The following is a 24,997-nucleotide window of genomic DNA, read 5'->3' as shown; positions in this document are numbered from 1 at the left end:
GCATGGTATGAGCATAGAAGTCAGTGTCATTATGATTGCACACCAGAAATTCCACCAGACTCTCCTGTCCCTGTATGCGCTGGAGAGCCAGACCTTTCCACCGGCTAGCCTGGAGGTCATTCTGGTCGATGATGCCTCCACCGATCAGACCTACCGGCTGCAGAGGCTGCGCCTTCCGTTTCACTTCAAATATGTACGCTGCGAGCCGAACGTCGGGCGGTCCAAAGCCAAAAATATTGGTGCCGCTTCCGCTTCCGGGCAGGTGCTGATCTTTATGGACGCCGAAATGCTGCTGGACCCGGATTATGTGAAGCAGCATTACCAGCTTCATCAGAGCAGAAGTCCCGGAGAGGCGGTCATCACAGGCTGCATGCAGCACTATAATGTGTTCACAGTGCTGGACAGCCGCTTCAATCCGGAGCAGCTGACACAGTTCAAGCAGCTGTACCTGAAGGCCCATACTAAGCGCAGCACAGCGAAAGCTCTCCGAAAGCGTGCGGCTCGATCCCGGGCTAAGGCTCGTCCTTTATCCCGGCAAGCCAGGTATGTCAGGCTCCTCCGGCGCTTGAAACAGACTCGCAGAGGCAAAGATTCCATAATCAGGCTGTTCTCCAAAGCGTCCATTGTGGCTGGAAGGTATCAGAAGTATGCATTTCACACCCCATTCTATCCCGAGGTTATAAAGCGTTTCGGATCGCGGTACGAAGGGTTTCATTTGCCGTATATTTTCGTCGTGACGCACAATATTTCTTTGCAGAGATCAACCTTTGATCGAGTGGGTCCGTTTAACGAGGGCTTTCAAGGATGGGGCTGTGAGGACTGGGAGTTCGGCTACCGTCTCTACCGCAGCGGTGTGCAGATTTTGGATCATCCTCTGGTGAAGGTGTATCATCAGGAGCACCCTCGAAGCCTCGGCAGCCAGACCAAGGACGGCCTGATCAATTACCGCTTCTTCTTCTCTCTCCATCCGGAGTTTGATGTGGGTGTCCAGTCGCTGTGCTGGATCGGAAAAGACATCTTTGAAGTCAATGACATGGTTCACGAATACAAGCTCATGGCTGTGAAAGAACAGTATCCGGTGCTGTCACAGGCTTGTCTTGGCCTGTTTGACCAGATTTTTCACCTGCTTATTCACGACTTGCCGATGACCGGCTTGCTGGATGCCGCAGAAATGGGAAGAGAGCCCGGATGGAGAGCCAGATTTTACGAAGAATGGAGCCTGTTCAAAGCCTCCGGAGGCTGTCCAAAGCTGGCAGCATCGCTGGAATGGCTTCTTAGCCTGTAAGCAGAAGGGAGAGTGCTATGTGTTTATATCTGTTGTAATGGCGGTTTATAACGGAGAGGCGTATCTGGAGGAAGCCGTGCATAGTGTGCTGGGGCAGACGTACCCGCACTTTGAGCTTATTGTGGTGAACGACGGCTCAAGTGACCGGACTGCGGACATCTTGAGCTCCATTCAGGACCCGCGGCTGAGGGTCATTTCGGTTGAAGTCAATCAGGGTGCTGCACGCTGTCTCAATCTGGGCATTGCGAATGCTGCCGGGGACTGGATTGCCATTCATGATGCCGATGATCTCAGCGATCGCAACCGGCTTGCAGAGCAGGCAGCCTATTTGCAGGCCCATCCCGGCTGCATCGGCGTGGGCTCTCTTATTATGGGTCGCATGGGAGATGAAGCTGTGATTACGCCGGAGATTGAATCGTACAATATCATTCGAGATCCGCAGGATATCTATGCGACCCGGCATTTCACCTGTTATTTATGCCACGGGTCTGTGACCTTCTCGAAGCAGGCGTTCTATGCGGCTGGCCAGTACAATCCGAACTACCGCATATCGTATGATTATGATCTGTGGCTGCGGATGTTTGAAATCTCACCGATAGAGAAGGTTCCGAAGGTGCTCTATCACTATCGTCTCCGCGATGATTCGCTCGGCAAGACAAACATGACGGAGACGATCAAGGAATTGATGACCATCTCCTCTCATTCTATCTCGCGTCAGCAATCCACATCCCGAAAACAGACACCCCTCCTGACCATTATCGGCTCCAGAAAAGGATGTCTGTTCTACAAGCGACATGTTGCCGGTGCCTTCCCTAGAATCCGGTTTGTCATTGTCCATACCCCCCGGGATTACAGAAAGCTGCAGGTGCTGCGCCGCAGAGGACAGCTACGAACCGCCGTACTGCTGAACAATCCGCTAAACCGGGAATGGTATCCCCGTCTTCAATCACGAAGCCGCCGTAGCTGTGCTATGTTCAAAATCTGGAACGATACCTACTAGCGTGAGATGCCGAAGGCTTCAGCCTCCGGCTTTCCAGCGGGACGCATTCTCCGCATAGATGATCTCCATCACCCGCCCCGCCGGAACCTGGAGGCTCCAGGCGGGATAGTCTTTTTTGAAGCGCGACATGTCTGTAATGTACCACTTATGATCCCCTTTACGGGGCTGATCTATGTAGCTGTAAGAGAGCTTCTTGCCTGTAATTTGAGTGATGAGCTCTATAGACTCCAGGATGGATACGTTGGACTCTCGGCCCCCGCCGAGATTGTATACCCGCCCGCCTCTGCGGGGGTTTTGGAAGCATTCATGGAACGCCGCGACCACGTCGCTGGCATGAATAATATCTCGAACCTGCTTGCCCTCATATCCAAAAATGGTGTACGGCACGTCCGTCACCGCGCATTTCATCAAATAATTCAAAAAGCCGTGCAGCTGGACACCCGACTGTCTGGAGCCGCTAAGCACACCTCCACGGAAGCATACGGTTCTCATATTGAAATATTGTCCGTACTCCTGTACGAGAAGATCTGCTGCCAGCTTGGAGGCCCCGAATAAAGAATGCATGCAGTGATCCACAGACATGCTCTCATCAATGCCCTTGTAACAGGCATGGGCAGGCTCAAGCTCCCAGCGGCTGGCCAGCTCTACAAGAGGAAGGCTGTTCGGCCGATCTCCATATACTTTGTTGGTGGATGTAAAGATAAAAACCGCGTCTTCACAATGTGTCCGCGTCATTTCCAGCAGATTCAGGGTGCCTGTCGCATTGATATGGAAATCCGTCAACGGCTCCCGTGCCGCCCAGTCATGTGAGGGCTGAGCAGCAGTGTGGATAATGAGCTGAATGTCCTTCCCGTGCCTGGTGAAAATCTCATCCAGCTCTGCGGTATTGCGAATATCGGTGTCGTAGTGAATGTAGGAGGACCCGTGCTTCTCCTTCAGCTGCTCCACATTGTCCCTCGTTGTGCCCTCCGAGCCAAACAGCGTCTGGCGCATATTGTTGTCCAGCCCGACCACGACATATCCTTTCTCCGCGTAAAACGCTGCCGCCTCACTGCCGATCAAGCCCGCCGAACCGGTGACCATGACTACCGGCATGCTCTCACCTCCATATAGATCGTGCCTCCCTTGGCGACCGGTTTCTACGTCTGCTTACCGGATCAGCTTCAGCACATCCTCGGGATTGACACGAAAGTCAAGCGATGCCTCCTCCGGCTCGCTGACCATTCGATGATAGTCAAGGTCCATGTGAGCACTGATCATTTCGTAATAAGAGGGCGTATAATTGGAAGCAAATAACTCAATAATTCGTGTGCCCGGCCGGCAGAACACCGTATTCGTCAAGCCGGCTCCATGCGGCGCTACGATGCAGGCGGCTTCCACAAACAGCTGTACCTGCTCGGCATGACGCAGATGCTCCAGCTGAACGACCTTAAAGCCGAGAGTGGATAAAGCCTCTGTCAGCTCCGGCTCGTTGACGACTTTGCGGTAGACAGCATGCCTGCGGCTGATATAAAGATACCTCCCTTTTCCTGCAGTTCCGAGGTGGTCCAGCTCGGGAGGGATAAATACGCTGCGTAAATAATGACAAGCCCATTTCGGGATGGATACCGGGATCACGTAGGGCTGCACATTGAATTGATACCTTGTGATGGGTGAGGTTACAACAAGCCGCTTCACCTGCAGGTGAAGCCGGGCATCGAGTATTTGATGAGGAGAAATGTTCACCGCCGCCAGCGTTTCTTTATGGAAAGCGTGAAGAGTGGTCCGGTTCATAATATAGGTATCCACTGGAATGCCGCTCTGCTCCAGCAAGTAAAGCCGGGGCAGCACATCAAGCATCCAGTGAAAATAGTTGCCGGGAGAGGCGGAGCACAGATAAGCCGCCGTTCTCCCGAGAAACCTTGCGGGCTTCTCTCTCCATTGCTGCAGCATCTGTATTCTTCGAACCGGCTTCAGATGCTCTCCCTGAAAGGTAAAGGAAATATCCTGCAGCAGCTGGAAGCGCTTTGTCAGCACAAGCATACCGTCTTTGCAAATCCGTCCATAGGGCAGCACGGCTGCAAAGGATGATGAATCGTCCTCCGCGAAGCTCAGCTCACGATAGATCGGCCTTGACCGTCTGGTGCGGTAGGCAGCATGAAGATAGGCCCGGGTCGTTGAGACAAACCATCTGGGATTGCGTCTGCGAACAGTGATGTGAGTCACCCCCAGCTCAGACATTGTTGCTTTCAGGTGCACGCAGGCACGTTCCCTTATGTGTATGGGTACCGGGAGTGAAATAAAACTACTTTGTTGACCCTTCTTACAAAAACCTATGTTTTACGGCAGCTTCATCACCTCTTCGTAGCGGTTCAGCGCCCCCTCCAGCTCCTCCATCCGCACAAAGCGGGCAGCACGGTATACTTCCTTCCCTTCATAAAACACCAGAACGACCGGGGAAGTCAGCGCCATAAAGGCGGACGCGACCTCCGGAGCATGCTCCATATAGGCGTAGATGCCGGTAATATGCTCCCGCGGCTCCAGCATTGCAGCTACCTTGCTCTGCACGGCCTCGCAAACCCCGCAATGCTGCGTCTTGAGCACGAGCACCACCAGCGGCTGGCTGGCAAGTGTGGTGTGAATGTCTTCCAGTGTAAATAGCTCCTTCATCAGGCAAGTCTCCTTTATACATAAGGGCAGCCTTACACCTCCACCCCTTGACGGATGGGCTGACAGGCTGCCCCTTGTTTAGTCGGCTGTTTTCTTGAGCTGGCTGTGGAACAGCTCACTATAAAATCCTTTTTGCTCCAGCAGCTCCTCATGACAGCCCTGTTCCAGCAAACGACCGTCCTGAAGCACCAGAATCCGGTCTGCTTGGCGGATCGTATTCAGCCGGTGTGCAATGACAAAGCTGGTCCGGCCCTTCATCAGGCGCTGCAGCCCTTCCTGAATCTTGATCTCGGTCACGGTATCAATACTGCTCGTCGCTTCATCCAGCACCAGGATGGACGGGTTCGCCAGGATCGCGCGGGCGATCGCCAGCAGCTGCTTCTGTCCCTGACTGATGCCGCTGCCACCATGCTTCAGCACCTTGTCATAGCCGTCATTCATACGCATGATAAAGGAATGCGCATTGGCCAGCTTGGCCGCCTCCTCCACCTCTTCGTCGGTGGCCTGAAGCCGCCCGTAGCGGATATTTTCCCGAATCGTCCCTTCGAACAGGAAGGAATCCTGGAGCACGAATGCCATGTGAGATCGCAGGCTCTCGCGCTGAATGGTCGACAGATCCCGTCCATCCAGTAAAATCTGTCCCTGATTCGGATCATAAAATCGGGACAAGAGCTGGATCAGCGTCGTCTTTCCCGCGCCTGTCGGCCCGACCAGTGCAATCATCTCCCCAGGCTTCGCCTCAAACGTGATTCCATCCAGCGTATCGCCGTCTTCTTCATAGGAGAAGGACACGTTCTGGAAGGAGACGCTGCCTTCTACCCGCTCCAGCTTCACCGCCTGGCCCTCATCCCTGGACTCCACCTCTTCATCCAGCACCTCGAACACGCGCTCTGCGCCTGCCATTGCGGACAAGAGGGTATTCCACTGGTTCGCCAAATCATTCAGCGGCCGGGTAAACTGTCTGGCATAGCTTTCGAATATGACAATCACGCCGATCGTAATATAGCCCTTGATAGCCATAATTCCGCCGATGCCGGCTACGATGGCGAAGCTTAAATTGTTCAAGCCGTTCATCAGCTTCGGAATAAAGCCGGAAATCGTCTGTGCCCAGAAGCCGGACATGCGAATCTTCGTATTGCGCTCCCGGAACTCCCGCAGCACCCGCTTCTCTTGCGAGAACGCCTTGATGACGCGCTGGCCGGACAAGGTTTCTTCAATGTAGCCGTTCAGCTCGCCCAGGTTGCGCTGCCGCTCCTTGAACAGCGGCCCGGTGCGCCGGGTAATCCAGCGAAGCCCGGCTGCCATGAGCGGCACGACCGTAAAGGTGAGCAGTGTCAGCAACGGACTGAGCCACAGCATCACCGTAACCGTACCCGCCAGCGTCAGTACACTGGAGAAGATCTGGATCGCGGAGCTATTTAGGGTAGAGCTCACATTCTCGATATCATTGGTCAGGCGGCTCATAATTTCTCCCTGCTGCCGCTTGCCATAGAACGGAATGGGCAGCCGGTGCAGATGGGTGAACAGATCGGTTCGCATGCGGTATACCGTCTCCTGGGCGATGCCGATCATCCAGATGTTATGCAGCCAGGTCGTGATCGCCTGCAGGATAAATACGACGCCCAGCCCGATCAGAAAATAGATCCAGGTCCAGTCATCCGCGCTGCTGGCGCTGCCCGCCGATTCCAGAAATTGATCGACCGCGGTACCGAGCAGAAATGGGCCCAGAAGCCCTAAGGCGGAGCTGAGCAGCACCATGAGCAATACAACGGCAAGCTTGCCCTTCCGCTTCGCCAGATAAGACCAGATCCGCTTCAGCGTCCCCTGCCAGTTACGGGTGCGGACCTTGTTCTTCCCCGTGAATATGCCTTTGCCCTCCCCCAGCTCAAACCGGGGCCTCGGCTGACGGAATGGTTCAATGAAGGCTCTGAACATGCGCGGTTTCCTCCTCATGCTGGGATTCATAGATTCGGCGGTACAGTGCAGAATCGTTCATCAGCTCTTCATGCTCGCCGCAGGCGATCAGGCGCCCTTCATCCAGCAGCAGAATCTGGTCTGCCGACACGGTAGAGCTGATTTTTTGCGTAATTAAAAAGGTCGTGCACGAAATCTCCTTCAGCGCTTGCAGCAGCGCCGACTCTGTCTTGACATCCAGCGCACTGGTACTGTCATCCAGGATGAGAATCGCCGGCTTGCGGACCAGTGCCCGGGCAATCGACAAGCGCTGCTTCTGACCGCCGGAGAGGTTCACGCCCCGCTGTCCCAGCATCGTGTCATATCTCTTCGGCAGCCGAAGAATCGTCTCATGAATCTGGGCCTGCTTCGCCGCCTCCATAATGTCCTCCAGGCTGGCATCCTGACGTCCCCAGGCGATATTATCTCTCACGGTACCGGAAAATAACAGCACCTCCTGCGGCACATAGCCAATGCTGGCGCGAAGGCTGTCCGGCGCGTAGCTATGGGCTGCCTGTCCGTCAATCAGCACCGTGCCCTTATGCTCCTGATAGAGCTGTGGAATGAGCTGGACGAGCGAGGATTTGCCGGCTCCGGTAGCTCCCATAATCGCAATCCGCTCCCCCGGTGCCGCGCGGAAAGAGATCTCCTCCAGCACCGTAATATCGCTGCCCGGGTAGCTGAAGCCTACGTGATTGAATTCAACGTCGCCCGCGATAACCGGAATATCAGGCTGCTTGGACAATCCAGCGCGGACCCCATCTTGCTTCCCAGAACCCTCCAAGGAAGCATCCTCTGTCTCCAGTACTTCCTGAATCCGGAGCGCGGAGGCTCTTGCCCGGGATAGTACCATTACCAGCCCTGACAGCATCGACATCGCCCCGATACAGCGGAGAGAGTAATTGAGCACGGCGACGACCTCCCCGATGGACGCATTGCCGGTCGTAATGTCACGCCGCCCGAACCAGAGCACCGCGATAATTGCGGTATTCATCACGATCAGAATGAACGGCATTGTCCGTTCAGTCATGCGCAGTGTGGATACGGTGCGCTGCATCAGCTGCTCTGAAGAGGAGGCGAACCGGCGGATTTCATGTCCCATGCGCACGAAGACGCGGATGAGCCGAATGCCGGTCAGATTCTCCTGAATGACGCCGTTCACGGCATCCAGACGCTGCTGAACCCGCCTGAAGGAAACCGCGGCTTTCTTCATCACCCAGGCGATAAAGATCGATAGCATCGGCACCGTCAGCGCCAGCCACAATCCGAGCTGAACATCAATGACCAGCGCCATAATAATGCTTCCCGAGACGACGAGCGGAACGCGGGTCATAAACCGCAGTCCCATGAACACCGTATCCTGAATCTGTGTCACATCGCCGGTCAGCCGGGTGATCAGGGAGGAGGTGGCGAACTTGTTAAACACTGCGTACGAGAAAGACTGCACCTTGTCGTACAGCCTGTCACGCATGTCATACCCCAGCCCCTGACTTGCATGTGCGGCGAAAAAAGAGCTCGCGATACCGGCAGCAAACGCGATTACCGCGGTTGACGCCAGCACCGCCAGCCAAGTCCAGACAACGGTCAAATTCTTCTCCTGAATGCCTTCATCAATGATCTTGGAGATGATCAGCGGCTGCGACAGCTCGACGGCAAGCTCGATGATCATCATGAGCAGTGCCGCCAGGGCAGCCACCCGATACTTGTTCAAAAACGTAAAAACGATACCCATGTCCATTCCTCCGCCGCGAGAGTCCTTCTGTTGCTATGTATTGGGAAGGCTCCGATGATATCAACTGACTGCTTCTCCACTTCCGCACAAAACCGGGCTCCCTGCCGATGAGCAGGAGCCCCGCTTGTAGATGATATGTCTATTATAACGTATTTCAGCCTGCGGATGTTTGCCGCTCCAAACTTCTTCAGCTGCTCCGGAATGCTCCATATGTCCTACGCCGCTTCGGCATCCTTAATGCTGCTTCTGCTTCTCCCGCTTCTCCTCCTGCTCATACCGGTCCCGGTGCTCCTCCTTCATCCTGATATAATCAGGATCACTCTTCGCTTCAAACCATTTCTTTTTGAAAATCGCCGCCGCTTCCGCCTTGATCTTGTCGTTCTGGTAAGGCAGAATGGCCCCGTCCTCCTTGGAATATTTCCGTCCGCCTTTATGGTTCGTGTATCTGCGGGCCCTTGTATAGCCCATCTGCAGAAATTTTCTGGCCATATCCATTCCGACGAAATCGCCTTCATCTTTATAATTCAGAAACATTTCGTATATCTTTTCCGAGGATTGCCTTGCGATCTCCGGGGTCTTGAACCGCCAGTGGGGCAAAATCTCACCCTTGTACGGCTCGACGAGCAGGACTCCCTGCTCTCCCCGTCCGACCGTGTACAGCTCCGGCTGCTGACGAAGGTCCAGCTGCTTGTAATCCAGGGAGTAATCAAATTCCTTCATCTTCCTCACTCCTTCGGGATTGTTGTACCTTATCTTTACCCGAAAAAGCCGCCCGGATAACGAGGAGCACCGGCATGTGCCGCGGCTTCTCGTTATCCGGGCGGAGAGCCGGCAGATCTCAGCATATATAAAAAAGACGGCCAGAGTCTCTCTGCACCGCCTTGCCGTTAGTCTGCTGCTGCCCTTACCCTGCCGCTTCCGCCGCAATGCCATCCCCCTTGGCATGTACGTCCGGGAGGGTCCGCATGACCCGGTTCCGGCCGGCCTGCTTCGCCTCATAAAGTGCAATATCGCTCAGCTTGTACAGCTTGTCGATGGACATCCTATCCTTCATATGCACCGTGACCACTCCGATACTGAGCGCAAACGGAATTCCAGAACCATGCCGGGAATCCTCGGCTGCCTGCCGGATCGCCTCGGCTACCACATCAGAGGCTCGCTCGTCGGCAAAGGGCAGCAGCACCGCGAACTCATCACCGCCATAGCGTCCCAGCAGATCTCCCGGCTCCAGTGCTGCCTGAACCAGACCGGCATACTCCTGCAGCACCCGATCGCCCATATCATGGCCATAGGTGTCGTTAATGTCCTTGAACTCATCTACATCCATAAGCATAAAGGAAACCGGTGCCCCTTTCCTGCGGCACTGCTCCAGCGCCAGACGCGCTTCGGTAATGAAGGTTCTGCGGTTGCGCACACCGGTCAGATCATCATAGCTGGCCAGCCGCAGCAGCTCGGCATCGGCTCGCTCCTTGGACAACAGCACAAAGCTGGTGTTACCCATAAATAAGAGCAGAAACAGAAGCAGGAAGGCGAGCGGCTGGAACACATTCGGCTCATACAGTGACGTCGGCCCATCTGTTGTCCAAGCCACGATGCCCCTTACGAAGGTGCCTCCTGCGATCAGGATGCTCGTGAAGGCGGTGATCTTCATTAAGAGAGAAGCACGAGCGCGGCGCAGCATCTTGACTGCTGGCAGTATAAAGTACAGGGACAGCCCGAAGGAGGCAGCAACGATCCGGTATTTCTCCATGCCCGTCCCCAGTGCAACCGAATAAAACAGTATCAGGCACCCGGCGGTCAGCATGATATACATGGCCCGGGTACGTCGGTCAAAGGCATCCACCAGCCGCAGCAGCGCTGCTGCCTCGCATGCAGCTGCCATGAACAACAGCGTGTTAGCCGCATATACCGTCAGGAGGTCAGGGGCTTCATTGCGAAACATGGCGAGCATCCATCCGCCTGCCTGCAGCATCTTTGCCGCATAAAAAGCATTAACCGCCCGGTCCCTGTCATGCCCCCGGCGGTATGCCCAAATTAACAATATGGTAAACACATGCCCTGTGACGAGGCAGATGAATACAGTGTTCATATCCAGATTCAGATTCATATGCATCAATCCAGTCATTACGAGATTCAGTCTTTCGATTAAATTCGATTGCTGCAGCGCCAATTCCTCTTTTAAATTACATTTTTTTCAATGAAAATCGACAAAAAAAGACTGCAGGACACAGATCTGAAATCTTGCAGATGCAGTCTTGTTAAGATTGGCAAGGTCACAGCCCTTTAGGATGCTGTTCAGGCGCTGGCCTGCCTATAGGGTGACGGCTGCTGCTCGGCTACCGCAGCGTGATTCGACTGCCTGGAGAGCAGATACAGACTCAGCCAGATGAGCACGAAGCCCAGCGTTTGTGCAAGCGTGATTGTTTCCTGGAAGACCATCCAGTTGATCAGTACACCGACCATTGGAAAGCTCAGCTCGGCAAGGGTCGCAGCGGACGCTTTCGTTGTCGTCAAGCCCTTGTAATAGATCATCAGGCTCAGCAGTCCCGGCAGCAGCGCCTGGCCCGCCAGATTCAGCATGACAGCTGTACCTTCCGCCGTTCCAGCTGCCGGAAGATTCCAGGCTGCGCCCTCGCTCCAGGAAATCATGGAAAGCAGTGGAAGCGCCAGCACGAACCTGAGCGAGGTTACGGTTTCGTATTTGATCTTGCCGACCATCATCCGCCCCATGACCGTGGAGCCGCCCCACAGAGCAGCGGCTCCCAGAGACATCAGGCTCCCGGCCTGAAGATATTGTCCCCAGTTCCCGCCCGGAAACGACAGGCCGAAGGTCAGCATATAGGTTCCAGCAAGCGCAATGCCCAGCAGCCAGCCAAAATGGCGCGGCAGCCGCTCCTTCAGCAGCAGGCTGGCGAGAATGATGGCAAACAGCGGCTGAAGCTTTTGCAGCAGCAGCACAGCATTCAGATTGCCGCTCGACAACCCCGCCGTAAACAGAATGGTGGCGAGCGCCGAGCCGCCCCAAGAAATGAACAATAGCGCCCCCGCATGCTTCCAGCTCAAGGAGAGCAGCTCTGCCCGGTTACGCCAGAGAATGGGCACCGCGATCAGCGAGATGAGCAGATGCTCCAGCATCACAATCTGCGCCGAGGTCATGTAGTTCAATAACGTCACTCGAAACAGGGGGTTAATCCCCCAGAGCGCGGCTCCCAGAGCGACGAGCCAGAAGCCGCCTCCTGCGTGAAGCCGAGAGTAATTCCTTCCATCTGCATGGAGATTGGAGCTTGTGCCTGCACGTGCCATCATTGACTTCTCCTATCCTCGAATACGGAGTCTTACCGCAAGAAAGCCCCCGGCTGTCCATTCCATCCTGGAATCGAGAGCTCGGGGGCTGACCAAACAAGCCTGCTCACGCCGTTCAAAAAACCGCGCAGCACACCTGTGATTGATCTTCTCCCATCCGGACTTTACCGTCGGCCCTGGAGTTCCACCAGGTCAGTCGCTGTATAAACCATACAGCGAGTCGCGGGCTTATACATGAATGCCTTAAGAGATTCATGCCATCACCGCCGGTCAGGAATTTCACCCTACCCCGAAGATCCATATTCAAATTTATATTTGTAATGTCATCTATATCATCTGATTATACACCAGTTTATAATAAGTTACTATACTTTTGTATGTTTAAAATGCACTTTCGCTGTTTTCCCGCCATTCGTTAAGGAAGCAGCCCCGGCTTTCTCAGACCGGGGCTGCTATTTCATGATCAGATTCAGTTCTTGGACTCCAGTGTCTCCAAATACTCTGAAATCTGATTCGGTGTCTTGGCATACTTGCTGTGCAGATGTGCCAGCTTCACGCCATTTTGATACACGAGCAGGCTTGGAATGCCGCGCACTTCATTATGGCTCGCCACATCCTCCAGCTGCTCCACATCCAAGGCATAAAACTCCTTGTCGGGATGCTTGCTTACGATGTCAGGCATAAATTTGTCCAGCGTCTTGCAATCCGGACACCAGGTGGCGTCATATTTAATGACCGTCAGCCCTTCGCGGTTAATCAGATCCTCATATTGCTGCTTGCTTTGAATTCGATCCATGCTCTGCATCCTCCTTCAGCTCATCGTCTAACCTCTCCGGCCGGTCTCGGCACATGAGATGTATTATATCATACCCGGCAGCGGTGCGCCGGATTAAAGGGTGATGATCTGGTAGTCGGCAGCAACCAGCTCGGCGATGCTTGGATGTCCGTCGCGCTCTCCCATGGAGGCCAGACCGGACTGCTTCACATCCTCATTTACGCCAAATGCGTTCGAGCAGTATTCGCAGACGCCTGCGATCAGACCCTGGTTCTTCACGGCATTGTAGACCGGATTGTAGTCACTTGCCGGATCCTCAAATTTCTTCACCCACACAGTACCTGCTCCGTCAAAAATAACCTTGACCTCATGGCCCGCCTCATTCAGCTCCATAGCATACAGCAGAGCGTGAAGCGCACGGCCCAGCTCATTCTCTGACGAGTGAACAATAATCGCAAACTTTTTCATTCTGTAGCCTCTCCTTTTGGGGTAAGATTATATATTTAATTTGTTCTTCAACACTTCTTTGCTTTGAAGACCAACCATTTTATCCACAAGCTCTCCATCTTTAAAAAGAAGCAGTGTCGGAATACTCATAATTTCGTATTTGGACGCAAGCTCCGGCTCCTGATCGACATTCACCTTCGCAATGGTAGCCTGATCCAGCTCCGTGGACAGCTCCTCGATGATTGGAATCTGGATTTTGCACGGTCCGCACCAAGGTGCCCAGAAGTCAACCAGTGTGACCCCCTGATCAATTTGCTCTTGAAACGTGGATTGCGTTAAAGTAACGGCTCCCATGTTGTTCACTCCTTTTCTGTAAGTTGAACTCATTGTAGACCATCTCCTCTCCCTAGTTCTGTAATGTAACTTACAAAAGAAAAGAAACCTATAAAAAGTTATAGGTTTCTCCGGATGTCGCATGCTTATTTGCTTTTGCAGCCTAGCTCCAGACAGCTTCTTGACGCCGCTTGGTATACCGCAATGCTCTTGCGGCCCGTCTCCAGCATGCCGTCCCTAACCAGCTCATTCAGCACAACCGTGACAGCCTCGCGCGTGGCGCCGATCATATTCGCGATCTCCTGGTGCGTCAGGGCGAGATCGATTTTGACCGGGTCTTCCTTGCCGATGCCGAACTTCTCGGACAGCTTCAGAAGCAGGTGCAGCACCCGTTCCCGCAAATCGCCAAATGCCAGCTTCTCCAGCATCTCATCCCGCTCCCGAAGGAGGGTGCTGAATTCAGCCAGCAGCTTCATAGCCAGCTCCGGCCTTTTGGATAAGAAGGCCTCAAACTGCTCGCGTGGAATAGAACAGATCATCGTCTCTTCCAATGTTTCTATATAAATGCCGCCGGTTCCGAACGAGAAGGTGTCGATCTCACCGAACATATTGCCCTTGCCCAGAATGCCTGCCGTGAACTGCTTGCCTTCGAGGCTGATCTTGTAAAGCCGAAGCTTGCCCTGCTTAATGAAAAACAGTCCGTCGCGGTTCGTATCCGGCGTCTGGATCAATGTGCCCTTAGGCAACGCATCAAAATGAGTCATCGGCGCGATCTGGTCCAGCTCCTGCAAATCCTGCTCAGCCAGCGCCTCAAAAATGCTGACCTTTGATAAATACCATAACTTGTTATCCATCTCCCGCCTCCTCTTGTTTCGTGGATTTCAAGCTGCCAGGGCTCTTAAGATCCAATATATTATAAAATACGGGATGACAAAAGCGTAAATTCCAGCTTCATGCTCTTTCGGAAATACAGACGTCCAATCCAGCGGACACTTCATCACGCCTTGACAGTATACCAACCGGTATGGTTACATGTAAACATTAGACCGATCGGTTTATAACTAGAGGAGGCTTACTATGATTATGCTCTCAAGAGCTGCACAAGCTATATGGCTGAAGCTGCTAAAATCCCCTTTATGGCTGGCGGCAGGCTTTGTCATCATGTGGAGCTCCGGGTTTATCGGAGCGAGATTGGGTACGGATGAAGCTGGTTCCATGACGATCTTGATGTGGCGGTTTATTATAGCGGCTGTTGTGCTGGGTGCATGGTGGGGCTGGCGGCATCGAACGAGGCTAACGCTCCGAACGGTCATTACGCAAGGCCTGCTCGGCCTGTTTGCCCAAGGAGCGTATTTGTATTGTGTATTTCTATCCATTGAAATGGGCGTATCTGCCGGTACGTCCAATCTCATTACTATCCTTCAGCCCATTGCAGCGGCTGCGCTGGTCGGCCCTGTTTTGAAGGAGCCCACCTCCTTGAAGCAATGGGGCGGACTGGCGCTTGGACTGCTTGGGGTGCTGCTCGTGGTATTCGAGGATCTTGGCGTGCGTTCCGAGGCTCCGCTGTGGGCCTATGTGTTATCCTTCCTGGCTATGATCAGTCTCGTGGGCGCGACGCTGTACGAGAAAGCACGACCTTCCACTGTCAGCCTGGCAGATACCCTGTTCATCCAGACTGTCATCAGCGCCGTGCTGTTCTCGTGGATGGGTGCTGCCTCCGGACAGGCGTCTCCGCCAATGTCGGCTGATTTCTGGCTGGCGGCTGCCTGGCTCGCCGGCTTCTCAACCGTGGGAGGCTATGGCTTTTACTGGCTGAATCTAAAAGCTGGAAGTGTGACCCGGGTGAGCAGCCTGCTCTACCTGACCCCTCCCGTAACTATGCTGTGGTCGTTTCTGATGTTTGGAGACAAGATCGGTATCCTTACCGTAGCAGGAATGTTAATCTGTGTATGGAGTGTCACCTCCATTGGCAGTCCGCGAAAGCGACAAGACAGACACATCACCCATGTGAATGAAATGGAGAGTGAGCGACATGAATAACAATACCTCTTTGACTCCCGCCGCCCAAAAAATCCTCGATACCGCATCCCGACTGTTCTACTGGCGAGGCATTCATGCCGTGGGTGTCGAGAGCATCGCGAGCGAGGCTGGCGTAACCAAGAAAACCCTGTACGACCGTTTTGGCTCCAAGGACCAGCTGATCGTTGCTTATTTGAAGGAGCGTGACCGCAAGTGGAAGGAGCATCTGATACCCTATCTGGACGCCGTAGAGCAAGGGCAGCCCATTGATAAGATCCTGGCCGTGTTCGATGCGCTGGAGAGCTGGCTCCATTCACAGAACCAGCGGGGATGTGCCTTTATCAATGCCTTGGCCGAGCTGGATGAGCTGCATCCGGGACGTGCAGTTATAATAGAAGAAAAAAAATGGCTGAAGGAGCTGTTTGGTGATCTGCTGGAGAAGGCAGATCACGCTGAACCCGCGGCAGCCGCAGAGCAGCTGCTCATGCTGCACGAGGGCTTGATGGTTACCTATTCCATGAAGCTGTTCTCAAGCGGTGTGGAGTCCGTGAAGGAAACCGCGGCCGGGATTGTCCGGGGGAGGAGTAATTCCTGAACGGACAGGTCAAGCTTATAAGCTCACCCACTTGATCGCGGTTGCGCTGACAGTGAGCATCTGAGGATCCATCTTTTATTCCCTCACAGTCTCCAGATGCTTCATAAATGCGCTGGCGGCCAGAGACCGCGCTCCCCCCTTGCGGACAGCGATGCCGATCTCGCGGTCCGGCAGCGGCAGAGCGGTGTTCAGCATGAGCAGCTTGCCCTGCTGAATGCGTTTCTCGGCGAAGCTTCTTGGCAGAAAGGCCGCTCCGTAGCCCCGCTCTGTGAACTCAGCCAGCATATCCAGGCTGTTCAATTCGAAATCCCCTTGAATTTCTACGCCCTGCGATAGAAACCATCCCTCAATAAAAGAACGGGTGGAGCTGCCAGAGGACAACAGCAGCAGCGGCAGCTCCGCAAGCCTTGCGGCAGACAGCGGCTCCCCTCCCCCCGCCCATCTCCGAAAGCTCTCGCCCACGACGACACAATAAGGCAATGTCTCATAGCTCCAGCTGGTGATCTCCTCATCCTTTACCGGCAGATGGACAAAGCCCAAATCCAGCGTTCCGTCCTTCAATTTTTGCACAACTGCTCCTGTACTTTCCTGCACCAGCTGAATGCGGATGCCGGGGTAATGATTGTGGAAGCTGTCCAGCAGCGGAATGAGCAGCTCTTTAATCATCGCTCCATTGGCTCCGATGCGCAGCTGGCCTTCTTTATATTCCCGTAGCTTTAAGAGCTCCTTCTCGGCGGACTCCAGCTCTGCGAAACTTTTTTGCACCCGGATGTACAGCACTTCTCCCTCCGGCGTCAGCCGTACCCCTTTGGACAATCGCTCAAACAGCTTCACTCCGAGCGATGTCTCCAGCTGCTTGATGGCATAACTCACCGAGGGCTGCGTCAGATGCAGCTGCTCGGCCGCTTTGGTTAAATTAAGCGACTCTGCCGCCGCCAAGAACACCCGATACCCTTCCATGCTGGTTTTCAGCATTCTGTCATCAACCCTCTCTATGACAAAGCTCAATAATAACAATTTCATTTATTTCAAGTATACCGTTATACTAAGAAAAGAGAAACTTCAAGAACATGGAGGCATGGTTATGGCAGGCAGTACATTTGGAGAGCGATTCAAGATGACCACCTTCGGCGAATCCCATGGTGATTCTGTCGGAGTTATTGTAGAAGGCGTTACGCCGGGCGTGGAGCTCGACGAGTCTTACATTCAGGTACAGATGGACCGGAGAAGACCGGGTCAGTCCTCAGTGACCACCCCCCGTAAGGAATATGACAAGATCCGGATCGTATCCGGGATCTTCGAAGGCAAGACTACAGGTACACCGCTGTGCATTTTGTTGAACAATACGGATATGCGTCCTTCCAGCTATGATGATATCAAGAATATGTACAGACCCGGACATGCCGACTGGACCTATGAGAAAAAATACGGGATTCGCGACTACCGCGGCAGCGGCAGAGCCTCAGGCCGTGAAACAGCAGGGCGTGTAGCCGCAGGTGCCGTAGCCCGCAAGCTGCTGGAGCTGAAAGGCGTTGGTGTGCTGGCGTATACCACCCAGGTAGGGGACATTAAATGCGAAACCTTTGATCCGGCTGCGATCGAGAGCAATCCGGTTCGCGCGTGTGACCCGGCCGCAGCCGAGCTCATGGTCCGCAAGATCGAGAAGCTCGCTGAGGAAGGCGATAGCTGCGGCGGTATCGTGGAATGCCGCATCACTGGTGTTCCGGCAGGCCTTGGCGAGCCGGTTTTTGACAAGCTGGATGCTGAGCTGGCCAAGGCGATGCTGTCGGTCGGCGCCATCAAGGGCATCGAATTCGGCACAGGCTTTCAGGCCGCTTCCATGCGTGGCAGCGAGCATAATGACCAGATGGATAACTCCGGCTTCCAAACCAATCATGCCGGCGGTATCATCGGCGGCATCAGCACAGGACAGGAAATCGTGTTTCGCGTTGCGGTGAAGCCAACCTCTTCGATCTCTCTGTCCCAGCAGACGGTAGACACTCAAGGGAATGACCGCGAGATCAGAACGATCGGCCGTCATGACCCGTGCATCTGTCCCCGTGTCGTGCCTGTGATCGAGGCAATGGCCTGCATGGTCATTGAGGATCATCTGAAGCGCCAGGCGGCTCTGCTGTACTAAGCTGTAACTAGAGAGACGGCTCTGCGAGATCATGGTGATTTCGCAGAGCCGTTTTATATTGTAGGCAGGTCGGTCCTGCCTAGCTTCGGAAGGTTACAGCATTTCACACTCCGGCTGATGCCTTTTGCGCCTCCCGTCCACAAATCCCCCATGCTGCGCTCCCAGGCGCTGCATAATTTTTTTCCGGGCCCGGCTCATTCGGTTTCGGACGTTAACGATTGGAATTTGCAATACTTTGGCGATATCCTGGGTGCTGAAGCCTTCATAATAGTATAAATACATAGGCTGGCTCATCGTTGGCGGCAAAGACAGGATGGCAGACAGCACGTCATCCTCTTGCGCATTTAATTTGATATTCTTTAGCAATTCCACACTAGATCCTGCCCGCTTTCCGTTTCTTGCTTCCCTGGCGGGGGGTGAACAAAGACCGGAGCAAGAATCTGAGTTTCTTTGAAATGTTTCTGTATTCCCGTGTGATTTCAGTGTATTTGCTGGTCTGTTTCGTATCCCTCTGCTGCTCTTGTCCATACTTCCACGCCTCCCTTGCCTTGTTCTCTAATTCCTGCTGCTGTTCTTCAATCAAATACTCTGACCCAAACCAATTATGCATTGTAGTCCCTCCTAAAATGGGATGATCATCAGAATAGGTTCCCTAACCGCTCATTCATTTAGTTCATAATTTTTAGAACTTATCTGTTAAGTTCAATAATACATGAACTTTTTATTTTTGCAATCCTTTTTTAGCCCAAGTATGTTAAACTTGTGTTTGACCTGAACTTGAGAAGGAGCGAATTGAAGGTATGACCGTGATCCACATCGACTACTCTCCCGTGCATGAGCTTGCGACGAGCTTGTTTGCCTATCAAGACCGAAAGAACCAGCTTCACGACCTGGGAAACAAGTGGAGAAAGCAGATGGAGAAGCATCTGTCGGACTCCTTCGATGCCCGGCTGGATCAGCTTCAATTCTGCGATCATATTTCTTTTTTGCATTTATTAATCCTGGACAGCCCTGCCAAGCATGAGATTGACTCTTACTTGAACTGGATGGCGGAGCTGGGCGAGGGTGAATTGTATGAAAGGCTCTCCCCTTATCTGGAGGAGGGTCCCGGCATGAGCATCGGCTTGAAGGCGTTCCGTGACGGGAGTGTGGATGTACTTCGGGAATGGCAGCAGGCCTGCCACATTTCGGACCACATCCTTGGCAGCCTTCAGCGTTCCGCCGCCCGCGTGGAGGAGCTGAGCCGGACATTATCTTATCCTGACCTGATTGATGCTGCGACGAGCGGGGTGGTGCTTGACCTGGAGGAAGAACTGGAATTTATTCTGCTGATTCCTGCCTACCACATCAAGCCGCTCAACCGGATCGATATTATGAACGACAAGCAGCTTGTCGTCAGCTATGCCGTTGATGATGAGCAGATGAATGAGGATACACCGACCAGCCAGATGCTGCGGATGATCAAAAGCCTTGCCGATGAGAAGCGCCTGATTCTGCTGCATATCCTGGCCGCCGGTCCTGTCACGTTTACCGAGCTTCAGCAGAAGACCAAGCTGTCCAAGAGCAATCTCCACTATCATCTCTCTCTGCTCAAAACAGCCGGACTTCTCCGGATGCATCTAAAAAAGCAAGGGGAGCGCTACAAATACAGCGCGCGCCCGGAATCCTTCGATTCACTTCGGGATATGCTGGAATCCTACGTATTCGGGTTAAACCGAGATAAGTAGATCTGAGCTGCTTACTAGCTCACACACAAAAACCTCTCTCCACAGCCAGGCTGCGAAGAGAGGTTTTTTATGTGCTTTTGTGCTGTAGGGAGCAGATTACGAGTAGCCGCGTTCCGGCCGTTCCGACTGTTCTGGTGTCAGCATCTGCTTCAGGTCATGACCGGAAGGATTCTGGAATACACGAAGCCCGAATTCCGGTGCCACTGCAATAATGTGATCAAATACGTCAGCCTGCACATTCTCGAATACCCCCCAGTCAATATCGTTCGTGAACGCATAAATCTCCAGAGGCAGACCGTTCTCTCCGGCCTGAAGCTGTCTGACCATGCAGGTCATACCCTTGTGAATCTTGGGATGGCGCCTTAGATAGCATTCGATATACACCCGGAATGTGCCCAGATTGGTCAGAGCTCTGCCGTTGACCTTGTTCAGCTCGTCAATCTGGTGCTCCAGGTTGTACTGCTGGATCTCAAGCTCTTTTTGCGCGATATAGTCCTGAAGGCAGTGAATGCTTCTGAACTTCTCGATCATCTCCGGACTGCTGATGGACACGCTGCTCATATCCACATAGATGGACCGCTTGATCCGCCGTCCGCCGGAGGTCTGCATCCCTCTCCAGTTCTTGAAGGAATCCGAGATCAGCGCGTAGGTCGGAATGGTCGTGATCGTCTTGTCAAAATTCTGTACCTTCACCGTGTTCAGGGAAATGTCCAGCACATCGCCGTCCGCGCCATATTTCGGCATCTCAATCCAGTCACCCACACGGACCATATCGTTTGAGGTTAGCTGCACGCCTGCTACCAGACCCAGAATGGAATCCTTGAATACGAGCATGATGACCGCGGACAGCGCGCCAATCCCGCTAAGCAGGATGACCGGACTCTCCCCGATCATGTTGGAGATAAGCAGAATAGCCCCGATAATATAGATGAAAATCTTCACAACCTGCACATATCCCCGGATCGGCCGGGCTTTGGAAACCTCATATGTGTTATAGATGTCATTGATGGCATTCAAGAACGCATTCAGCACCATCAGCACAACGACAATGATGTAGAGCATGACTCCTTTTTCAATCAGATGCTGATACGCCGGGAACAAATAAGACGAGTAATATATGATAATGGCAGGCACCACATGTGACAGCTTGTGAAATACCTTTCGCTCCAGCAAATAATTGTCCCATTGATAACGGTTGTTGTGAATGTAGTAGGTTAACACATTCAGCACAACGCGCTTGGTTACATAGTTCGCAATGATGCTCAGCAAGGCAATGACCGCAATCATGATGCCATTAGCCAAATAGGTAACCATCGCGCCTTCAACGCCCATATTGATCAGCCAGTCTTGAATAAAATCCATATCTTCCTCCTTGTCATCCATCACACCATGCGTTAAGCACGGCAAAGTAATAGCCTCCATTTTAACATACATGGCAAGCCATTCGGGGAGGATCAGGAAATTTAGGGTTAGATATTTTTACCAGAGGCTGCCCGGGCCAGCTCCCGATGGCCGCCATAGCTCAGCAGCGCAAAGACTGCGTTGACCGCCACAAAGGCGTAGTAGGCCGGACTCATGACCCTCGCCACGCCCCAGGAGAGCAGCGCGAGAAACAGCATAAACCCACAAGTCACCTTCGGTACCTTGAACACAAACGGCCACGCCAGCAGCTGAAAAAACAACAGACATCCGCCGATGTAATGAACGACTTCTCCCTGAAATCCGATCGGCTCCATCGTAAAAAACTGATAGCCCATCAGAAGAAGCCATACGGCCAGCAGCACCGCCGCTGCCATCCTCATGCGTCCTCTCCCTCTCTTTAAATAAAGTATGTACTTTCATTATTCCCTAGAATCCGCTTCGCATCAAGCATGTGATCACTTCCTGGCAGACATCTACATCTTGTATCCGGTTTGTCGTCTGTGCCATTTTGGGCTACAATATTTATGAGTGCAGCAGAGGGGGAATGCCGTTTGGAGTTCACAGTCGATCGTTCCGTTTTATTATTTTCAGCCTTGTTAGTGATCGGAGTCTTTACCACGAAATTCTCTTCCCGGTTAGGAGTCCCTTCCCTTGTATTCTTTATTGCGGTCGGGATGATCCTCAGCCGGTTTATTTATTATGATAGTGCCTTTCTGACTCAACTGTTCGGGGTGCTTGCTCTGATTGTGATCCTGTTTGAGGGCGGCTTGCAGACCAAATGGTCCAGCACTAGAAAAGTTATTATCCCATCCGTCACGCTAGCCACCGTTGGCGTGTTTATTACGACTGCAATTATCGGGGTGCTGGCCAAATATATTCTGGGCGTCAGCTGGCTGGAAGGCCTGCTGTTCGGAGCCATCGTCGGCTCCACGGACGCCGCAGCCGTATTTGCTGTCCTGGGCAACAAGAATATCAAGCCCCGGTTGACCTCTACGCTGGAAGCTGAGTCGGGGACAAATGACCCGATGGCGATCTTTTTGACCGTTGCCCTGATCGAGCTCATCATGCAGCCGGATACCAGTGTATGGTCGATGGTGCTGGGGCTGTTCTGGCAAATGGGACTGGGCCTCGCCGCCGGACTGCTGTTCGGTAAAGCCTCGGTCTGGATTATTAACAAAATCAATCTGGATTCGTCTGGGCTCTACCCCGTGCTCTCGATGGCCCTGGCGATTCTTACGTATAGTGTCACAGCTTTGCTGCAGGGCAGCGGGCTGCTCGCCGTTTACGTCATGGCCGTGCTGGTCGGCAATTCGGATCTGACGTATCGGCACTCCATCTTCCGCTTTAATGAAGGCTTTGCGTGGATGATGCAGATTCTGATGTTTATTTTGCTGGGATTGCTCGTGTTCCCGAATCAGCTGATTCATATTGTATGGCAAGGACTTGCCTTGTCTCTCCTGCTGATGTTCGTTGCGCGTCCTATTGGCGTGTTTATCAGCCTGAGGTTTCTGAACTTCAACCTGAAGGAGATTACGTTTATTTCCTGGGCGGGGCTGCGCGGGGCCGTACCGATCGTACTGGCCACTTATCCGATGATGGCCGGACTGGAAGGAAGCCAGCTGCTATTTAATGTTGTGTTCTTCGTCGTGCTGACGTCCGCACTCATTCAAGGGGCGACTATTACACCATTAGCTAACAAGCTAGGCCTTTCCGGCGGCAAAAAAGTATCCGTGCCCCACAGTCTGGAGCTCGTATCCATGGGCCAGACCAATTCGGAAATTATCGAAATTGTCGTGGAGCCCGGCTCCCGGGTCGCCGGCAAGGAGCTTCGGGAATCCCAGATCCCCCACGTCGCGCTGATCAACGCAATCGTGAGGGAGGGCAAGATTATTACGCCAAGAGGGCAGACCCTGCTCCTCGAAGACGACATTCTGTACATCCTCCTGCCGAAGACACGGCGGGAGGAAATCAAGGCCTTCTTCCGCACCGTGCCGGTGCCGGAGGCTGCGGCTGAGAAGAAGCGGAAGTAAGCCGGGTGTGGGTAGAGCCCGGGTATGCGGGGCCGTTTATGCGGGCAGCGCGCGATGCGCGTGCGGGAAGCGGGGCGCGTGTCGGGGCGCGGAGCGTGCAGGGCGCGTACCGGGGCAAGGCAGAGCGTGAGCGTGCGGTGCAGGGCGTGTGCCGAGGCATGGCAGAGCGTGAGCGTGCGGTGCAGGGCGTGTGCCCTGCGCAGGAAGCGGGCCATGTTCCCCCTCACCTGGCATAAACATTGAAAAACTTACGGTATGAAGCACATGCCGCTGTATTACGAGCCTCTTGAAAGATCAGGCTCGTGATATGGCGGCTATTTTTGTTAACACAAAATGAATTTAAACAAAGAGAACAGAAAGCTCTTCCTACTAAAGCCGACTACTAAAGCCGATGAACTTTGCTTTTAGTAGATAATCCACATCCAATTCAATCCCTAACGGAACCAATGGAAAGCTACAAACCCCACACGAACCATGCAACTACAAATAACACTCAATACAAAACTCCCCTGAATCATGGTCCATATGTGTGAACAGCATAGCGGTTTTGGTTGAACAAAATGTGCAGTTTTTCATCCTAACATCCTCCTATATTAACCTGAATATAAAAAACCGCAGACTTCTACCCCTAAAGGTCAGTGTCTGCGGTACTTCCGCTCACAAGGTTTATTTTATTCCTTACAATATACCTCAGCTGAGTTGGCGAGCAAGAATTATCACTTCATAACTTGAGAAGACCACTAGATACTCTGCTAATGAATTTTAAGCTATAAATTTGATCCTTTCTTCGGTCATTGAGAAGATAGATCCTTGGGGAATGTAATTCTTACACCTAGAAACAATTCTTTGGAAAATCAGATGTTGTTGAGTACGTCAAGATTTAACCTGACTTTATCCTTATACTTAGTTAATAATTCTTCTTTGTACTTCTGGAAGTCTTCAATGGTTTCAAAAGTTCTATCGTCCCCACGCAAAGAATTCATTAACTTCCCTTCCAATAATGCATCTTTATAACCTTGTTTAACGAAATCAGCCTTCCAAAATTCCTCTTCAGATAATCCTGTGATTCTGATTCTGTTCTTCATCATATCGTAAATATCTTGTACTTCTGGAGATGACAAATCCATTTGATTTTCAAATACATCTCGTTGAAAATCGATCTCTTTTTGTACTTCCTCGTCGCTCACAGTAATTCCTTGCTGTATAGCTTCATATGCAGTTAATTTGTCTTTTAGCATATTATCAATTAGATACTGATCACTGGGCACTTCAGTACTTTTCAGTTTCGCAACCAATTGTGCATTTGCTTTGTAAAAAATAAAGTCTTCTACGTCTACTTTCAGTGTATCAAAAGATGCCAAATTTTGATTTTGTACAGCACTGATCTTATCGATCTTATCAATCGTTACTTTCATCTCATCAAATGATTGACTGATTAATTTTGAATTACTGTTATTAGATGAAGCAGAAACCATTGATAACATCATAGCTAAAGCACAAACTCCTGCGGCAGGAACCAGTAAATATTTTTTCTTCATGTATATACCTCCCTGTTAGTGATTTATAGTGTATGAATTTTGAACTGAT

At 52.7% G+C, this 24,997-nt stretch carries 25 protein-coding genes and 1 riboswitch; of the genes, 7 read left to right on the top strand and 18 right to left on the bottom strand.

Annotated features, from left to right (window positions below):
• Nucleotides 1-7: 7 nt before the first annotated feature.
• Complete coding sequence (locus E6C60_RS05545; RefSeq protein ID WP_138224899.1) at nucleotides 8-1,285, top strand: glycosyltransferase family 2 protein; 1,278 nt, start codon at nucleotides 8-10, stop codon at nucleotides 1,283-1,285.
• Nucleotides 1,286-1,304: 19 nt separating this feature from the next.
• Nucleotides 1,305-2,285: a glycosyltransferase family 2 protein gene (locus E6C60_RS05540; protein ID WP_175415214.1), complete on the top strand. Its 981-nt coding sequence runs from the start codon at nucleotides 1,305-1,307 to the stop codon at nucleotides 2,283-2,285.
• An 18-nt stretch (nucleotides 2,286-2,303) separates the two neighbouring features.
• Here E6C60_RS05540 and E6C60_RS05535 read toward each other — a convergent pair whose 3' ends face one another.
• The 12 genes from E6C60_RS05535 to E6C60_RS05480 form a co-directional block, all read right to left on the bottom strand.
• On the bottom strand, nucleotides 2,304-3,380 hold the full coding sequence (locus tag E6C60_RS05535) for an NAD-dependent epimerase/dehydratase family protein (RefSeq protein WP_138224897.1): 1,077 nt from the start codon (nucleotides 3,378-3,380) through the stop codon (nucleotides 2,304-2,306).
• A gap of 54 nt (nucleotides 3,381-3,434) precedes the next feature.
• Entirely contained in the window at nucleotides 3,435-4,505 is a 1,071-nt protein-coding gene (locus tag E6C60_RS05530; protein ID WP_138224896.1) for a glycosyltransferase family 61 protein, read from the bottom strand.
• 99 nt (nucleotides 4,506-4,604) lie between these two features.
• Entirely contained in the window at nucleotides 4,605-4,934 is a 330-nt protein-coding gene (locus tag E6C60_RS05525; RefSeq protein WP_138224895.1) for a YbbN family protein, read from the bottom strand.
• A gap of 78 nt (nucleotides 4,935-5,012) precedes the next feature.
• Nucleotides 5,013-6,869, bottom strand: a complete 1,857-nt coding sequence (locus E6C60_RS05520) for an ABC transporter ATP-binding protein (RefSeq protein WP_138224894.1) — start codon at nucleotides 6,867-6,869, stop codon at nucleotides 5,013-5,015.
• Nucleotides 6,850-8,619 carry an ABC transporter ATP-binding protein gene (locus E6C60_RS05515; protein WP_138224893.1) on the bottom strand — a complete coding sequence of 590 codons (1,770 nt, stop codon included), beginning with the start codon at nucleotides 8,617-8,619 and terminating at the stop codon, nucleotides 6,850-6,852. Before E6C60_RS05515 ends, E6C60_RS05520 begins: the two co-directional genes overlap by 20 nt.
• 234 nt (nucleotides 8,620-8,853) lie before the next feature.
• Nucleotides 8,854-9,339, bottom strand: coding sequence for a DUF4385 domain-containing protein (locus tag E6C60_RS05510; protein ID WP_138224892.1), 486 nt, complete (start codon nucleotides 9,337-9,339; stop codon nucleotides 8,854-8,856).
• Nucleotides 9,340-9,523: 184 nt separating this feature from the next.
• Complete coding sequence (locus E6C60_RS05505; protein WP_175415212.1) at nucleotides 9,524-10,726, bottom strand: GGDEF domain-containing protein; 1,203 nt, start codon at nucleotides 10,724-10,726, stop codon at nucleotides 9,524-9,526.
• Nucleotides 10,727-10,914: 188 nt separating this feature from the next.
• Entirely contained in the window at nucleotides 10,915-11,922 is a 1,008-nt protein-coding gene (locus E6C60_RS05500; protein ID WP_407669152.1) for a DMT family transporter, read from the bottom strand.
• Nucleotides 11,923-12,063: 141 nt separating this feature from the next.
• Nucleotides 12,064-12,223, bottom strand: a riboswitch (FMN riboswitch).
• Between the two features lie 168 nt (nucleotides 12,224-12,391).
• Complete coding sequence (locus E6C60_RS05495; protein ID WP_138224889.1) at nucleotides 12,392-12,718, bottom strand: thioredoxin family protein; 327 nt, start codon at nucleotides 12,716-12,718, stop codon at nucleotides 12,392-12,394.
• Nucleotides 12,719-12,811: 93 nt separating this feature from the next.
• A complete protein-coding gene (locus E6C60_RS05490; protein WP_138224888.1) occupies nucleotides 12,812-13,165 on the bottom strand; it encodes a DsrE family protein in 354 nt (117 codons plus the stop codon).
• A gap of 27 nt (nucleotides 13,166-13,192) precedes the next feature.
• Nucleotides 13,193-13,498 (bottom strand): thioredoxin, encoded by a 306-nt coding sequence (trxA, locus tag E6C60_RS05485; protein ID WP_138227646.1) that lies wholly within the window; start codon nucleotides 13,496-13,498, stop codon nucleotides 13,193-13,195.
• Nucleotides 13,499-13,623: 125 nt separating this feature from the next.
• Entirely contained in the window at nucleotides 13,624-14,331 is a 708-nt protein-coding gene (locus tag E6C60_RS05480; protein WP_138224887.1) for a Crp/Fnr family transcriptional regulator, read from the bottom strand.
• Nucleotides 14,332-14,554: 223 nt separating this feature from the next.
• On the opposite strand from E6C60_RS05480, the gene E6C60_RS05475 reads away from it, so the two are divergent.
• Together E6C60_RS05475 and E6C60_RS05470 are read left to right on the top strand one after the other, a co-directional pair.
• Nucleotides 14,555-15,517, top strand: coding sequence for a DMT family transporter (locus E6C60_RS05475; protein WP_233281158.1), 963 nt, complete (start codon nucleotides 14,555-14,557; stop codon nucleotides 15,515-15,517).
• Entirely contained in the window at nucleotides 15,510-16,091 is a 582-nt protein-coding gene (locus E6C60_RS05470) for a TetR/AcrR family transcriptional regulator (RefSeq protein WP_138224886.1), read from the top strand. Before E6C60_RS05475 ends, E6C60_RS05470 begins: the two co-directional genes overlap by 8 nt.
• A gap of 75 nt (nucleotides 16,092-16,166) precedes the next feature.
• On the opposite strand, the gene E6C60_RS05465 is transcribed toward E6C60_RS05470, so the two are convergent.
• The gene (locus E6C60_RS05465; RefSeq protein ID WP_233281157.1) at nucleotides 16,167-17,051 is read right to left on the bottom strand and encodes a LysR family transcriptional regulator; all 885 of its coding nucleotides are present in this window, start codon (nucleotides 17,049-17,051) and stop codon (nucleotides 16,167-16,169) included.
• A gap of 124 nt (nucleotides 17,052-17,175) precedes the next feature.
• Between E6C60_RS05465 and aroC the strand changes: the two genes are divergently transcribed.
• Nucleotides 17,176-18,231 carry a chorismate synthase gene (aroC, locus tag E6C60_RS05460; RefSeq protein WP_138224884.1) on the top strand — a complete coding sequence of 352 codons (1,056 nt, stop codon included), beginning with the start codon at nucleotides 17,176-17,178 and terminating at the stop codon, nucleotides 18,229-18,231.
• A 93-nt stretch (nucleotides 18,232-18,324) separates the two neighbouring features.
• Here the strand turns inward: aroC and E6C60_RS20855 are convergent, their stop codons facing one another.
• Both E6C60_RS20855 and E6C60_RS20850 read right to left on the bottom strand, forming a co-directional pair.
• Nucleotides 18,325-18,603 carry an RNA polymerase sigma factor gene (locus tag E6C60_RS20855; protein ID WP_175415211.1) on the bottom strand — a complete coding sequence of 93 codons (279 nt, stop codon included), beginning with the start codon at nucleotides 18,601-18,603 and terminating at the stop codon, nucleotides 18,325-18,327.
• 1 nt (nucleotide 18,604) lies between these two features.
• On the bottom strand, nucleotides 18,605-18,841 hold the full coding sequence (locus tag E6C60_RS20850) for a hypothetical protein (RefSeq protein WP_175415210.1): 237 nt from the start codon (nucleotides 18,839-18,841) through the stop codon (nucleotides 18,605-18,607).
• A 190-nt stretch (nucleotides 18,842-19,031) separates the two neighbouring features.
• Here E6C60_RS20850 and E6C60_RS05450 point away from each other — a divergent pair, with 190 nt between their 5' ends.
• Complete coding sequence (locus tag E6C60_RS05450; RefSeq protein WP_138224882.1) at nucleotides 19,032-19,958, top strand: ArsR/SmtB family transcription factor; 927 nt, start codon at nucleotides 19,032-19,034, stop codon at nucleotides 19,956-19,958.
• A gap of 96 nt (nucleotides 19,959-20,054) precedes the next feature.
• Here E6C60_RS05450 and E6C60_RS05445 read toward each other — a convergent pair whose 3' ends face one another.
• Together E6C60_RS05445 and E6C60_RS05440 are read right to left on the bottom strand one after the other, a co-directional pair.
• Nucleotides 20,055-21,320: a mechanosensitive ion channel family protein gene (locus E6C60_RS05445; protein ID WP_138224881.1), complete on the bottom strand. Its 1,266-nt coding sequence runs from the start codon at nucleotides 21,318-21,320 to the stop codon at nucleotides 20,055-20,057.
• A gap of 107 nt (nucleotides 21,321-21,427) precedes the next feature.
• On the bottom strand, nucleotides 21,428-21,760 hold the full coding sequence (locus E6C60_RS05440; protein ID WP_138224880.1) for a hypothetical protein: 333 nt from the start codon (nucleotides 21,758-21,760) through the stop codon (nucleotides 21,428-21,430).
• Nucleotides 21,761-21,931: 171 nt separating this feature from the next.
• Between E6C60_RS05440 and E6C60_RS05435 the strand changes: the two genes are divergently transcribed.
• Nucleotides 21,932-23,410, top strand: a complete 1,479-nt coding sequence (locus E6C60_RS05435; RefSeq protein ID WP_138224879.1) for a potassium/proton antiporter — start codon at nucleotides 21,932-21,934, stop codon at nucleotides 23,408-23,410.
• Between the two features lie 854 nt (nucleotides 23,411-24,264).
• Here E6C60_RS05435 and E6C60_RS05430 read toward each other — a convergent pair.
• Complete coding sequence (locus tag E6C60_RS05430) at nucleotides 24,265-24,948, bottom strand: SurA N-terminal domain-containing protein (protein ID WP_138224878.1); 684 nt, start codon at nucleotides 24,946-24,948, stop codon at nucleotides 24,265-24,267.
• Nucleotides 24,949-24,997: the final 49 nt, after the last annotated feature.

The organism is Paenibacillus algicola (assembly GCF_005577435.1).
In the GTDB taxonomy this organism is placed as follows: domain Bacteria; phylum Bacillota; class Bacilli; order Paenibacillales; family Paenibacillaceae; genus Paenibacillus_AQ; species Paenibacillus_AQ algicola.
This window is presented reverse-complemented; position numbering and strand designations above follow the sequence as displayed.